Here is a 12,884-nt window from a genome sequence, read left to right as displayed (position 1 = left end):
ACACCTTCTCAGCTCGATTCTTACAGTTGCCGCATTCTGTCCACAAACCTGGCCCCTGTTCACATACATGGACGGCGATCACATGATCATCAGGCAGATCCACGTCACCCCCGTAGCCTTCAAGGATCCGCCCCTCCTGAACGCCGCCGGAGTGCACGAACCCTGGGCGCTGCGCACGATCGTCGAGCTGGTGACCGACGAGGGCCTGACCGGTCTCGGCGAGACGTACGGCGACCTGGGACACCTGTCCAAGGTACGCGAGTGCGCGCAGGCGCTGGTCGGCCTGGACGTGCACCACACCAACCAGATGTACGCGCGCGTCGCGGCCACCGTCGGCGACGCCGTCAGCGACCTGCACGGGCTGACCGGCGTGGCCACCAAGGAGAAGAGCATCGACCGGGTCTTCTCCCCGTTCGAGGTGGCCTGCCTGGACATCCGCGGCAAGGCCGCCGGGGTCCCCGTGGTCGACCTGCTCGGGGGCCGGGTCCGCGACGCCGTCCCGTACAGCGCCTATCTCTTCTACAAGTGGGCGGGTCACCCCGGCCAGGAGCCGGACAGGTTCGGCGAGGCGCTCGACCCGGCCGGGATCGTCGAGCAGGCGGCGCTGTTCATCAAGGAGCACGGCTTCACCTCGATCAAGCTCAAGGGCGGCGTCTTCCCGCCCGACGAGGAGATCGAGGCGATCAGGGCGCTGCACGAGGCGTTCCCCGGCGTGCCGCTGCGCCTGGACCCGAACGCCGCCTGGAGCATCGAAACCTCCGTCCGGGTGGGCCGGGAGCTGGAGGGCGCGCTGGAGTATCTGGAGGACCCCACGCCGGACATCCCCGGCATGGCGGAGGTCGCGGCCAGGGTGCCGATGCCGCTGGCCACCAACATGTGCGTCGTCACCCCGGAGCACCTGCCCGAGGCCATCGCCGCCGGCGCCATCGACGTGCTCCTGCTCGACCACCATTACTGGGGCGGCCTGCAGCGCTCTGCCCAGGTCGCCGCGCTCTGCGGCACCTTCGGACTCGAACTGTCGATGCACTCCAACTCCCATCTCGGCATCAGTCTCGCCGCCATGACCCACCTGGCCGCCGCCACCCCCAACCTCACCCACGCCTGCGACACGCACACCCCCTGGCAGGACGGCCAGGACGTGGTCGCGCCCGGCGCGCTGCGCTTCGAAGGCGGCGCCGTCCCGGTGCCCTCCGGCACCGGTCTGGGCGTCGAACTCGACCGCGACGCGCTGGCCGTCATGCACGAGCAGTATCGGAAGTGCGGCGTCACCGCCCGCGACGACACCACGTACATGCGGCGCTTCCAGCCCGGCTTCACCGCGAGGAGGCCGCGGTGGTGAACGTCGCCTACGTCTACCCCTGGGACGTCGTCGGGGACCCCGCCGCCGCCGAGCGCATCGCCGCACTCGGCGTGACGACCGTCGCCCTCGCCGCCTCCTACCACTCCACCCGCGCGGCCACCCCCTTCCACCCCGCGCACCGCGTCCTCGACGTCCCCCACGCCGCCTTCTACCTTCCCGTACGTCCCGAAGCCTGGGGCCGGCTCACCCCCGCCACCCCCACCTGGACCACCCCCGACGCGTACCTCCTGGCCCAGTCGGCCCTGCGCGCGGCCGGCCTGCGCGTGCACGCCTGGACCGTGCTCACCCACAACGCCCAACTCGGCACCGCCTTCCCCCACCTCGTCGTACGCAACGCCTTCGGCGACCCTTACCCGTACGCGCTCTGCCCGTCGGCCCCCGACGTCGCCGAGTACTGCGAACGACTGGTGCGCGAGGTGCTGGTGGCGGGCCGCCCCGACGGCCTCATCCTGGAGGGCTGCGGCCCCATGGGCTTCGCCCACCAGGGCGTCCACGAGAAGACCTCGGGCGCCGGCTACGACCCGGACCTGATGTCCCTCTGCTTCTGCGCCTCCTGCGCCCCCCGCTACCCCACCGACACCCGAACCCAAGTCCGCAACGCCATCGACACCGACACATCAGCCGAGGTCCGCCCCTCCCTCGACACGGACACCCGACCCCACGCCGCCGCCCTCGACACCCAAGCGCACGCCGGCACCGCCCTCCACACGCCCACCGCCCTCGACACCCAAGCGCACGTCAGCACCGCCCTCCACACGCCCACCGACACCCGAACCCACGCCCGCACCGCCGTCGGCACCCCCACCGAACCGCCGCCCCACGACGACCCGAAGAGCCTCGTGGACGCAGCCCTCGGCCCGCTCGCGGACGAGGTACGGGCTGTCCGCGTGGAGCTCTCGGCCTCCCTCCGCCACCGCCTGATCACCTCCGCCCGCGAGATCGCCCCTGACATCCCGATCACCTTGCACGCCAACCCCGACCCCTGGGCGACGGGCCCCTTCGCCGCCCTCCCCACCGGCGACCCGGGCGCCGACGTCCTGGTGGGCAACTGCTGGGGCGCCCCTGCCACGGACGCCGCCCGCCTCTCCCACCTCACCGAACTGCGCACCCCCGGCCAACGGGTCGGCGCGTACGTCCTCGCCCTCCCCCCGCGCCCCGCCCACCCGGAGACACTTGCCGAACTCCTCACCACCTACGCCAAGGCAGGCGCGTCGGAGTTCCACCTGTACCACGCAGGCTTGGCAAGCCCACAACGTCTGATCGCCATGGCCCAAGCCCTCGAACTGACCCGCCTATAGCCCGACACGCCCAGCATCCACCACACCCCGCAGCGACGACTCGCGACGCGAAGCGCCCGCACCCGTCACACCGGAGCAGAGTCCTCGTGGAGCAGGGTCGGATGTGGACCACGGTCGGATGTGAAGCGCGGCCCCACCCGAAGCAAGGCCCCATTCGGAGCAGGGTCCCATTCGGAGCAGGGTCCCACTCGGAGCAGGGTCCCACTCGGAGCGAGGTCCCGCCTGGAGGAGGCGCGACACCAAGTGGAGTCACGGGACGCAACGGAGCTGACGCCAGCCGAGACATGGCACCCAACGGAGCCGACGCCAGCCGAGACACGACACCCAGCGGAACGCGACACCCAGTGAGCACGGCGCCGCTGGGTGTCGCACCTCCACGCCCCACTGCCGCGGCATCCCCCTGGCGACCCGTGAAAGACCATCCCGGGTCTCGTCCGCCCACAGACTGCTTTGGCATCATGAGCACGTAAGCATCAGCAGGCGTCCCGACACCGGCCGCCGCACCCTGCCCATCTCCCCTGGTACGAAAGCCGACACCACCACGAACCCCCTCAAAAACGCCGAATCCGGCGGAAAGGCACGGGCGTTGGGTGACATCGAGATCGTCTACAGGAAGTACGGCGGCGCGTTGCACTGGCATCACCCCGGCACGCTCCTCGGCGAGGACGAACACGGCTCCTGGGTCGCGGTGCCCAGCGGAACCGTCGCCCGCAAAGGCGAAGGCCCGAAGGTCACCTGGCCCCACGACTCCCTGATGCTCTTCCCACGCTCATCCTGGTGGACCGCCACGTTCAACTCATCGCCCCACCGCATCGAGGTGTACGTCGACGTCACCACCGTCCCCGAATGGCGTGACGGCCAGGTCACCATGCTCGACCTGGACCTGGATGTCGTCAGGATGCGCGACGGCCGCCTCTTCCTCGACGACGAGGACGAGTTCGCCGAGCACCAGCTGGCACTCGGATACCCGAGCGAGATCATCCGCCAAGCCGAGGACACCGCACATTGGCTCCTCCAAGCAGTAGCCCATCACCACGGCCCTTTCGGCGGAGCCCACACCCGATGGCAGACCGCTGAGTTCCCAACGCATCCCGACACGCCTCCACCTCATCCCACTCGTCAAGCTCCATAGCCAACCGTCAGGAACGGACGGCATCGCGGCGGCAAGCCCCACCAAGGCCGACATGCGAAGGCCACGACCGTCACACGGAGGCCAGGCCGACATACGAAGGCCACGGCCGTCATCGAGGCACCGAGACCAGCCCGCTCTCGTATGCCACGATCACCAGCTGCGCCCGGTCACGAGCATCGAGTTTGGCCAGTAACCGAGTGATATGGGTTTTGACCGTCGCCAGACTGAGCTGCAGATGCCGAGTGATCTCCACATTGGACAGCCCGCGGGCGATCAGAGTCAGCACCTCCCGTTCCCGCTCGGTCACCCCCTCCAGCCCACGCACCTGAGGCGTCGCGGGCGTCCGCGCGAACTCCTCGATCAGCCGCCGCGTGACCGTCGGAGCCAGCAGCGCCTCTCCTCTGGCCACCACCCTGATCGCGGCGAGCAGGTCAGCCGGTGGCGTGTCCTTGAGCAGGAACCCGCTCGCCCCAGCCCGCAGCGCGTCGTACACGTACGCGTCCAGGTCGAACATGGTCACGATGAGGACCCGCGAGCCCTTCCCGATCAGTCTTGTCGCCTCGATGCCATCCATCTCGGGCATACGCACGTCCATGAGCACGACGTCGGGCCGCTCCCGCTCGGTCACGGCCACGGCCTCCACACCCGTCGACGCCTCCCCCACCACCTCCAGATCGGGCTCGGAGTCCACCAGCACCTTGAAGCTGCCCCGGAGCAGCGCCTGATCATCAGCGATCAGCACCCGGATCATGAATCACTCCCGTAGGGGAGGCTGGCCGAGACCCGGAAGCCTTGACCGATCATTCCGCCCGCCTCGAACGTCCCGCCGTACATCATGACCCGCTCCCGCATCCCGATCAGCCCGTGACCAGGCCCCCTGCCGGTCATCGTGCGATGACCGGGCCCGTCGTCGCTGACCTCGATCCGCACCGCCCGCCCGTCGTCGACCACGGACACCCGGCACCGCGCAGGCGCGGCATGCTTGACCACGTTGGTGAGCGCCTCCTGAACGATCCGGTACACGGAAAGCTCCACCCCTTCAGGCAGCCTTCCCCGCACAGGCTGAGCAGGTGCTCCCCCCTCCACAACCCCCACCTTCTCGGCGGACTGCCTGCCCGTCATGGACCTCCTCCCGAACACGGACGCCTCCTCCCCAGAAGGCATGTCCTGCGTCGACGCTCCGTCATCTCCTTCCTCCACCGCGAGACCCGCTCCACTTTCCGTTCTGGGACCTGATCCACTTGCCTCCGCAGGACCCGATTGGCCCTGCGCAGTGAAGCGTGATCCGCCCTCCGTAGGGAAACGTGATCCACCGTGCGTGGTGAAGCTTGATCCGCTCTCGTTCGTGAAACTTGCTCCATCCTGAGTAGCGAAACTCGAACCATCCCGCGTACCGAAACTCGAACCATCCCGCGTACCGAAGCTTGATCCGCTTTGCCTCGTGGAGCTTGATCCGCTTAGCGTGCTGAGGCCCGTCCCGCCCTCCGCCTGCCCGGCCGCCAGACCCGACGTCTCGCCAGCCCTCGTCTGTTGCGCCTCGCGGAACATGCTGCCCGTCGCGCTCTCCCGCATCTCCGGACCACCCTGACCTCGCGCCATGCTGACGTCGAGCTCCACGTCCACTCCAGCCTGTCGGGCCTGCTCGGCCAGACCAGTCAACCCGCGGAGCCCCGGCGCAGGACCACGGGCCGGGCTCTCCGAAGAACGCAGCACCCCCAGCAGGTGGCGCATCTCGACCAGCGCGTTCCTGCTGGCGCTCTCGATCACCCGCAGCGCGTCGTGAGCCTCCTCCGGCTTCGTGGCGAGGACGTGATTGGCCACTCCCGCCTTGACGGCGATCAGCCCCACGTTGTGCGTCACCACGTCGTGCAACTCCCGGGCGATGCGCAGCCGCTCCTCGGCCACGGCCTGCTCGGCCAGGCGCTCGGCATGGCGCATCGCGTACATCCGCCGTTCGCGCACGGCTCGGCCGACCGTCCAGGCGCCGCCGAGCGCGGCGATGCCGAACAACGCCTCGTCGACGCCCAGCAGCCATGCGGGCCCCTCGGGGTGAGGCACACCGCCCACCATCACCAGCCCGACCCCGGTCAGCAGGGCGAGCACCCCGATCGTCGAGGTGGGCAGCCAGCTGCCGCGGTCTTCCGCCACCGCCACCAGGTAGAGCGCGTAAGCCGGCGACACGTACGCGAAGCTGAACGCCCCGCTCACCACCGCCGTGACGGCCAGCGCAACCGTGAAGAGGAAGACCGGCAGCGGCCACACTCTCCTCAGTGCCAGCGGCAGCCCCAGGCCCAGCGGGATGGCCAGCCTGGCCCACGGCGGGATCCCAGCGGCGTTGACCGTCGCCGTCAGGGCGACCAACACGAAGCTCAGCGCGGCGACCAGATCCAGCGCGATCAGCTGGGAGCGCCCCAGTGGCCCGACGAAGAGGCGGTGCGACTCGTTCACGCGAACGACGGTAGCCCCCGACCCCGATTCCGCACGTCAGACCAGGGTCTGACTTTGAGGTTCGGACCGTAGTCCGATGTGACGAAGCCCCTCCGTGCCGCACCCTTTACGGCGTGATCGAACTCAAACACCTCACGAAACGCTACGGCTCGACGCTCGCCGTCGACGACCTGTCGTTCACCGCGCGCCCAGGGCACGTCACCGGCTTCCTCGGCCCCAACGGCGCAGGCAAGTCGACGACCATGCGGCTGATCCTCGGCCTCGATGCCCCCACCTCGGGCGAGGTGCTGGTCAACGGCAAGCGCTACACCACTTTCCTCACACCCATGCGCGAGGTCGGCGCCCTGCTCGACGCCGGCGCCGTCCACGGAGGCCGGAGCGCCCGCGACCATCTCCTCTGCCTGGCCCGCACCAACGGCATCGGCCCTCGGCGTGTGACCGAGCTGCTGGAGCGCGTCGGCCTCGACGGCGTCGCCCGCAAGCATGTGGGCGGCTTCTCGCTCGGCATGAAGCAGCGCCTCGGCATCGCCGCGGCACTGCTCGGCGACCCCGGTGTGCTGATCTTCGACGAGCCGGTCAACGGGCTCGATCCCGACGGCGTCCGCTGGATCCGCGACCTGATGCGCTCGCTGGCCACCCAAGGCAGGACGATCCTGCTCTCCAGCCATCTGATGAGCGAGATGGCGCTGACCGCCGACCGCATCGTCATCGTGAGCAGGGGCAAGCTGATCGCTGAGGCCACGGTCGAGGAGCTCACCGCTCGCCATCCCTCCCTGGAGGACGCCTATCTCGCGCTCACCGCGAGCAGCGCCGGACACCGGGCGGGCAGACCATGAGACACGTCCTGCCGGCCGAGTGGCTCAAGCTCCACTCCGTACGTTCGAGCCGGCTCGCCATCCTGCTGGCCCTCGGCGGGGTCCTGCTCGGTTTCGGCATAGCGCAGATGGCGGTCGGCATGTACGACAGCGCGTCTCCGGCTCAGCAGGCCAGGGCCCGCATCGCGGAGCTGGAGGAGGTCGTGCTGATCGTTCCCCAGCTCAGCCTCGGCATCCTCGGCGTGCTGGCCATGACCTCGGAGTACGCGACCGGGCTGATCAGGACCAGCTTGACCGTGGTCCCCCGGCGCTGGCCGGTGCTGACGGCCAAGGCTGCGGTCGTCGGCGTGATCGGGCTGGTGACAGGGCCGGTGGTGGTCTTCGGCACGCACCTCGTGTGCCGCTGGGTCATCGGCGATCGCTTCTCCGGCCTCTACCAGGCGCCGTTCGCCGGCAAGCTGCCGCTGCTGGTCGCCCTCAGCCTGACCGTGCCGGTGTTCGCGCTACTGGGGCTCGGCCTGGGAGCGATCCTGCGCTCCACCGCGGGCGGGATCACGCTGCTGGTAGGGCTCGTCTACGTCATCCCCATGATCGTAGGCAACCTCCCCGGACCGTGGAACGAGTGGCTCGGCTCGGTGATGATCAGCGCCCTTGCCCGCCAGATCAGTGGTGACCTGACCACCCCGGGCCTCTACGGCACCTCGCTGCCCCCGCCGATGGCAGCCGTTCTCCTGGCCTGTTACGCGGTGCTCCCCGTGCTCGCGGGCCTGTGGCTGCTGCAACGGAGAGACGCTTGACAACACAGCGTCGCCATATGCCAGCCGTGGGCAGGCCTCAGCCCGGTCCGCTCGCTGGCAGCGTAGCGATCGTCTGAAGGAGGCCTGCCAGGTGATGATCAGACTGCTGCGGCAGGAGCCCGCCACAGTGCATGGCGAGCGATTCCAGCTCATCGGCACCCGCAGCGGGAGCGCGCCGACGCAACGGCCCCATCCGCCTATCGGCATCGGAAGCAGCGGCGAGAAGCGTACACCGCGGATCACCACGCGCCATGCCCAGCCCTGGACTTCAACATTGGCACCATCGAGCAGTTCCGCCGCGCGAATGACATGCTCCGTCGGCTCCGCACCGACGCGGGACGGGACCTATCAACCCCGCGCGGACGCCGGACAGAACCCATTAACACCGTGCCGACGCGGGACAAGACCCATCGACACCGCGCAGACCCCGGACAGAACCCATCAACACCGCGCCGACCCGGACGGGACCCATCAACACCGTGCCGATACGTAACGGGGACCCATCGACGCCGCGCGGGTCCAGGGCGGGACCCGTCCGGCAGCCGGACTTCCTGCCAGGCGCACCACGACGGGGACTCGGCCGCAGCCGCACGCGCGTTCGCCGAGGTGGAGCGGACCTCATGATTGTCCACTTGCGAACCCGTACCACCCGCTGGCGGCAGCCCTGCAGAGGAGCTTGCCCGGCCACAGGCCCATCTCCTCAAGATCACCCAACGTGGCGAGACAGGACGTGAAGATCCTTATGTACTTCGATCAAGGCTGGGAACGCCTTCTCAGCACGAAGATCAACACACCCTTCGTCCCGCCGGTACGGCAGGCGGGTGTGCCTGCCGTACCGGTGCGTTGCTCAGACCTCGACCACCACAGGGATGATCATCGGGCGGCGGCGGTAGGTGTCGCTCACCCAGCGCCCCACCGTGCGGCGCACCACACGACGGATCTCCTGCATGTCGACCACCCCGTCGGCGGCCTTGTCCTGGAGAGCCCTCTCGATCTGCGGGATGAACTCCTCGAACTGCGCCGGGTCGATGCCCGAGCCGCGCGCGTGGATCTCAGGCCCGGCGGTGAGCTTGCCGGTGCTCGAGTCGACCACGACGACGACGGAGATGAACCCCTCGTCGCCCAGGATCCTGCGGTCCTTCAGCGACACGTCCGTGATCTCGCCGACCGACGAGCCGTCCACGTACACGTAACCGGCGTGCACCGCGCCGACGATCTTGGCGCGGCCGTCGACGAGGTCGACGACGACGCCGTCCTCGGCGATCACGATGTGGTCCTCGGGCACGCCGGTGAGCGAGGCCAGCTTGGCGTGTGCCCGCAGGTGCCGCCACTCTCCGTGAACCGGCATGAAGTTGGAGGGCCGGGTCAGGTTCAGCACGTAGAGCAGCTCGCCGGCCGCCGCGTGACCGGAGACGTGCACCTTGGCGTTGCCCTTGTGCACGACGCGGGCGCCCCACCGGGAGAGCCCGTTGATCACCTTGTTGACCGCGGTCTCGTTACCCGGCACCAGCGACGACGCGAGCAGGACCGTGTCGCCCTCGGTGATGCGGATGGGATGGTCGCGGTTCGCCATCCTCGACAGAGCCGCCATCGGCTCGCCCTGAGAGCCGGTGCAGATCAGCACGACGTCCTGCGGCGGCCACTGCTCGATGTCGCGGGAGTCGACGACGAGGTCCGGCGGCACGTTGAGGTAGCCCAGGTCGCGGGCGACCCCCATGTTGCGCACCATCGAGCGGCCGACGAGCGCGACCTTGCGGCCGTGCTTGGCCGCGGCGTCGATGACCTGCTGGATGCGGTGGACGTGCGAGGCGAAGCTCGCCACGATCACACGCTGTTCGGAGGTACGGATGACCTCGTCGATGACCGGGCCGATCTCCCGCTCACTGGTGACGAACCCCGGCACTTCGGCGTTCGTCGAGTCGGACATCAGCAGGTCGACGCCCTCGCTGCCGAGCCGGGCGAACCCGCCCAGGTCGGTGAGCCTGCCGTCGCTCGGCAACTGGTCCATCCGGAAGTCACCGGTGTGGAGCACGATGCCGGCGGGCGTCCTGATCGCCACCGCCAGAGCATCCGGGATGGAGTGGTTGACCGCCAGGAACTCGCAGTCGAACGGCCCCAGCGTGCGCCGCTCACCCTCCACCACCTGGTTCTTCACCGGCTGGATCCGGTGTTCGGTGAGCTTCGCCTCGATCAGCGCCAAGGTGAGCTTGGAGCCGACGAGGGGAATGTCCCGCCGCTCGCGCAGCAGGTAGGGCACCGCCCCGATGTGATCCTCGTGGGCGTGTGTCAGGACGATGGCCTCGATCTGGTCGAGCCGGTCCCTGATGTAGTCGAAGTCGGGCAGGATCAGGTCGACACCCGGCTGTTCGGGCTCGGGGAAGAGCACCCCGCAGTCGACGATCAGCAGCCGGCCGTCGTACTCGAAGACCGCCATGTTTCTGCCGATCTCACCCAGCCCGCCCAGCGCGACGATACGCAGGCCGCCTTCAGGCAGCGCCGGAGGAGGGCCGAGATCAGGATGCGGATGGCTCATGCCCGGCCCCCATGGTCAAATCGCGTTCTCAAAACTCGCAATTCCTCCCGTTTCTAGATATCTGCCAACTTCACCCCGCCGGCCACCAGGCAAGCACGCAGCTCGGCGATTTGCTTTTCCGTCGCGGGCACGAGCGGCAGGCGCACGGGCCCGACCGGCATGCCGACCATGTCCAGTGCGGCCTTCGTCATGATCGCGCCGCCCGCACTCATCATGATCCCTTCGACCACGGGCGCCACCTGGCGGTGGATCGCGCGCGCCTGCTCGACATCGCCGTTGCGATGGAGCTGGATCATGCGGGCGAGCTGGGCGCCCACCACGTGCCCGATCACGCTGACGAAACCCGCCGCGCCGAGCGAGAGCCAGGCCAGGTTGAGCAGGTCGTCGCCGGAGTAGAAGACGAGATCGGTGGCGATCATCACCTGGCTGCCGCCGAAGAGGTCGCCCTTGGCGTCCTTGACGGCGACGATGCGGTCGTGCTGAGCCAGCCTGATCAGCGTCGTCGTCTTGATCGGCACCCCACTGCGCCCCGGGATGTCATAGAGCATGACCGGGAGTTCCGTGGCGTCGGCCACGGCGGTGAAGTGCCGGTACAAACCCTCCTGGGGAGGCTTGCTGTAGTAAGGGGTCACCACGAGGAGGCCGTGAGCGCCTTCGCGCGCGGCCTGCCGCGCGAGCTCGACGCTGTGGCGGGTGTCATTGGTGCCGGCCCCGGCCACCACGGTCGCCCGGTCGCCGACGGCCTCGAGGACCGTGCTGAGCAGGCGGGCCTTCTCCTCGTCGGAGGTGGTGGGGGATTCGCCGGTCGTCCCGCTGACGATCAGGCCGTCGTTGTGCTGCTCGTCCACCAGATAGGTGGCGAGCCGCCGCGCCGCCTGGTAGTCGACCGCGCCATCAGACGTGAACGGCGTGACCATGGCGGTCAGCATGAGGCCGAAGGGCGCGTCGGAGGTTCCTGTTGGCGATGCCATAGTGCGAACGCTACCTGGATTCCGAAATCCATTGGACGCCGCCACCCCGTTTTGCCTGCCTGGAGCCGCCTTTTGTCACCCCGTCCTCCGGCATTCCCGTGCACACCCAGCCTCTGCGGCCTCACCGTCAACGCCTACTTACCCGCGGCGCGGCGTCTCCAGCCACCCGGGAGCCGGGGATCGGTCGCGGTCACAGGCGAGGTCAACGATCGGACCGTGCTGGTTGACCCAATCGGCAGTCGGCCAAGACATCCAGCTAGAGATCATTCGCGCCAGCACCATTCACCCCAGGCCCGGGCGGGCGGCTTCGCACGGCCCACCGGCTGGCAAACTCACCCGGACAAGAGGTGGCCCGGAGGGCCACATAGGAAGAGGCCGCCGATATGTGCTCGGGGGTACACACATCGACGACCTCTACCGGAGAATCGGCACCCCTTACACCGGCGTTACAGGGTTTCTCCGATAATTTTCCGCTATCGCAAAGTTGGGGCTCCAGCAGTCATCGATGACGGTCGGTTACCTGCCGAATACGGCAACATGGGGCAACGCCTCACACGAACCTCCAGGGATGGACTAGTGGCCACCTCAGATCCGGTCTACTTGCGTGTCGTCGAAGACATCCGGCGACAGATCCATGACGGCACCCTTCCTCCCGGCGCGCTCATCCCGTCACGGGCCCAGCTGACCCGCAAGTACCAGGTCGGCGAGACCGCCGCCCGCCACGCTCTCCGCGTTCTGGCCAGCGAGGGGCTCATCATCGGCCGCATCGGTTCCGGCCACTATGTGAGAGAACGATCCGAGCTCACCCCACTGCACCGGTGGCGGTTCCTTGATCGCCCCACCCCTTTCGCGGCGGACCTGCAGTCGCAGGGCTGGCGGGTGACCTGGGACTGGCACAGCGAGCCGGCAGAAGCAGGCCCCGACCTCGCCAGACGGCTGCGGGTCGACGAATCGACGACCGTGACGCGCACCCACTACGTCTTCCGCGGCGACGGCCGGCCGCTGCAACTGGCGACGGCGTACGAGCCACTGGAGTTCGCGCCCCACTCGGAGGAGGAGCGGCGCAGCCTGGTCGCGAGGATGTACGCGCACGGCGTGAAGATCACCGAAGTCGTGGAAAGCATCCACACCCGCGCGCCTCGTCCCAGCGAGAGCGAGGCCCTCGACCTGCCGGTCGGCGTGCACGTCCTCCACGTCGAACGCACCCACTGGGCCGGCGACCGTCCGGTGGAGACCAGCGACATCATCCTGCCGGGCGACCGGTTCCGCATGGTCTACAGCATGCCCGTCTGACGCCGGACCCGGAGTCGCCACAAGCTCCGGGGGGCCTCCTCAGTCATCGTCCCTTCGCCCCCGGGACCTGGTGACTTCGTCGTACGACCCATGGCCGGCGTCCTCGAAGAGACGCGTGAGAAGGAACCGGCCCCAGGACCGTCCCGGACGGCGTGACTGACGAACCGTGACCGGCGTCCTCGCGGAGACGCGTGAGGAGCCGGCCCCAGAACCCTCCCCGACGACGTGACCTCGGCC

At 68.8% G+C, this 12,884-nt stretch carries 10 protein-coding genes and 1 pseudogene; 7 read left to right on the top strand and 4 right to left on the bottom strand.

Features of this window, described 5'->3' with window-relative positions; all coding sequences use genetic code 11:
• The first annotated feature begins 82 nt into the window (after nt 1-82).
• The 3 genes from ABD999_RS25580 (at nt 83) to ABD999_RS25570 (ending at nt 3,790) form a co-directional block, all read left to right on the top strand.
• Nucleotides 83-1,339: a glucarate dehydratase family protein gene (locus tag ABD999_RS25580; protein ID WP_271278339.1), complete on the top strand. Its 1,257-nt coding sequence runs from the start codon at nt 83-85 to the stop codon at nt 1,337-1,339.
• Complete coding sequence (locus tag ABD999_RS25575; protein ID WP_345482912.1) at nt 1,333-2,658, top strand: hypothetical protein; 1,326 nt, start codon at nt 1,333-1,335, stop codon at nt 2,656-2,658. The genes ABD999_RS25580 and ABD999_RS25575 overlap by 7 nt, the downstream gene beginning before the upstream one ends.
• A 586-nt stretch (nt 2,659-3,244) precedes the next feature.
• Nucleotides 3,245-3,790 carry a DUF402 domain-containing protein gene (locus ABD999_RS25570; protein ID WP_271278341.1) on the top strand — a complete coding sequence of 182 codons (546 nt, stop codon included), beginning with the start codon at nt 3,245-3,247 and terminating at the stop codon, nt 3,788-3,790.
• Between the two features lie 109 nt (nt 3,791-3,899).
• On the opposite strand, the gene ABD999_RS25565 is transcribed toward ABD999_RS25570, so the two are convergent.
• Complete coding sequence (locus tag ABD999_RS25565) at nt 3,900-4,541, bottom strand: response regulator (protein WP_148033583.1); 642 nt, start codon at nt 4,539-4,541, stop codon at nt 3,900-3,902.
• On the bottom strand, nt 4,538-6,238 hold the full coding sequence (locus ABD999_RS25560) for a histidine kinase (RefSeq protein WP_271278342.1): 1,701 nt from the start codon (nt 6,236-6,238) through the stop codon (nt 4,538-4,540). The genes ABD999_RS25565 and ABD999_RS25560 overlap by 4 nt, the downstream gene beginning before the upstream one ends.
• 113 nt (nt 6,239-6,351) lie before the next feature.
• Between ABD999_RS25560 and ABD999_RS25555 the strand changes: the two genes are divergently transcribed.
• From ABD999_RS25555 to ABD999_RS43985, 3 genes and pseudogenes are all read left to right on the top strand, one after another.
• Nucleotides 6,352-7,074 carry an ABC transporter ATP-binding protein gene (locus tag ABD999_RS25555; RefSeq protein WP_378525154.1) on the top strand — a complete coding sequence of 241 codons (723 nt, stop codon included), beginning with the start codon at nt 6,352-6,354 and terminating at the stop codon, nt 7,072-7,074.
• Complete coding sequence (locus tag ABD999_RS25550; RefSeq protein ID WP_271278343.1) at nt 7,071-7,850, top strand: ABC transporter permease subunit; 780 nt, start codon at nt 7,071-7,073, stop codon at nt 7,848-7,850. The genes ABD999_RS25555 and ABD999_RS25550 overlap by 4 nt, the downstream gene beginning before the upstream one ends.
• Before the next feature lie 70 nt (nt 7,851-7,920).
• A pseudogene (locus tag ABD999_RS43985) lies at nt 7,921-8,343 on the top strand (LLM class flavin-dependent oxidoreductase); the annotation flags it as partial.
• Between the two features lie 354 nt (nt 8,344-8,697).
• On the opposite strand, the gene ABD999_RS25545 reads toward ABD999_RS43985, so the two are convergent.
• Nucleotides 8,698-10,383, bottom strand: coding sequence for a ribonuclease J (locus ABD999_RS25545; RefSeq protein WP_148033588.1), 1,686 nt, complete (start codon nt 10,381-10,383; stop codon nt 8,698-8,700).
• Nucleotides 10,384-10,436: 53 nt separating this feature from the next.
• Nucleotides 10,437-11,354: a 4-hydroxy-tetrahydrodipicolinate synthase gene (dapA, locus tag ABD999_RS25540; protein ID WP_271278348.1), complete on the bottom strand. Its 918-nt coding sequence runs from the start codon at nt 11,352-11,354 to the stop codon at nt 10,437-10,439.
• Between the two features lie 576 nt (nt 11,355-11,930).
• On the opposite strand from dapA, the gene ABD999_RS25535 reads away from it, so the two are divergent.
• Complete coding sequence (locus ABD999_RS25535) at nt 11,931-12,647, top strand: GntR family transcriptional regulator (protein WP_148033590.1); 717 nt, start codon at nt 11,931-11,933, stop codon at nt 12,645-12,647.
• Nucleotides 12,648-12,884 lie beyond the last annotated feature (237 nt).

The sequence above is a fragment of the Nonomuraea ferruginea genome (assembly GCF_039540635.1).
GTDB classification, from domain to species: domain Bacteria; phylum Actinomycetota; class Actinomycetes; order Streptosporangiales; family Streptosporangiaceae; genus Nonomuraea; species Nonomuraea ferruginea.
The sequence above is the reverse complement of the archived record's forward strand: the minus strand, read 5'-3'. Positions and strand labels throughout refer to the sequence as shown.

What these genes read in the sequence shown, in the direction of transcription:
- ABD999_RS25580 (WP_271278339.1), top strand. Translation starts at nt 83, where the DNA reads ATGATCATCAGGCAGATCCACGTCACCCCCGTAGCCTTCAAGGATCCG.
- ABD999_RS25565 (WP_148033583.1), bottom strand. Translation starts at nt 4,541, where the DNA reads ATGATCCGGGTGCTGATCGCTGATGATCAGGCGCTGCTCCGGGGCAGC.
- ABD999_RS25550 (WP_271278343.1), top strand. Translation starts at nt 7,071, where the DNA reads ATGAGACACGTCCTGCCGGCCGAGTGGCTCAAGCTCCACTCCGTACGT.
- ABD999_RS25545 (WP_148033588.1), bottom strand. Translation starts at nt 10,383, where the DNA reads ATGAGCCATCCGCATCCTGATCTCGGCCCTCCTCCGGCGCTGCCTGAA.
- dapA (WP_271278348.1), bottom strand. Translation starts at nt 11,354, where the DNA reads ATGGCATCGCCAACAGGAACCTCCGACGCGCCCTTCGGCCTCATGCTG.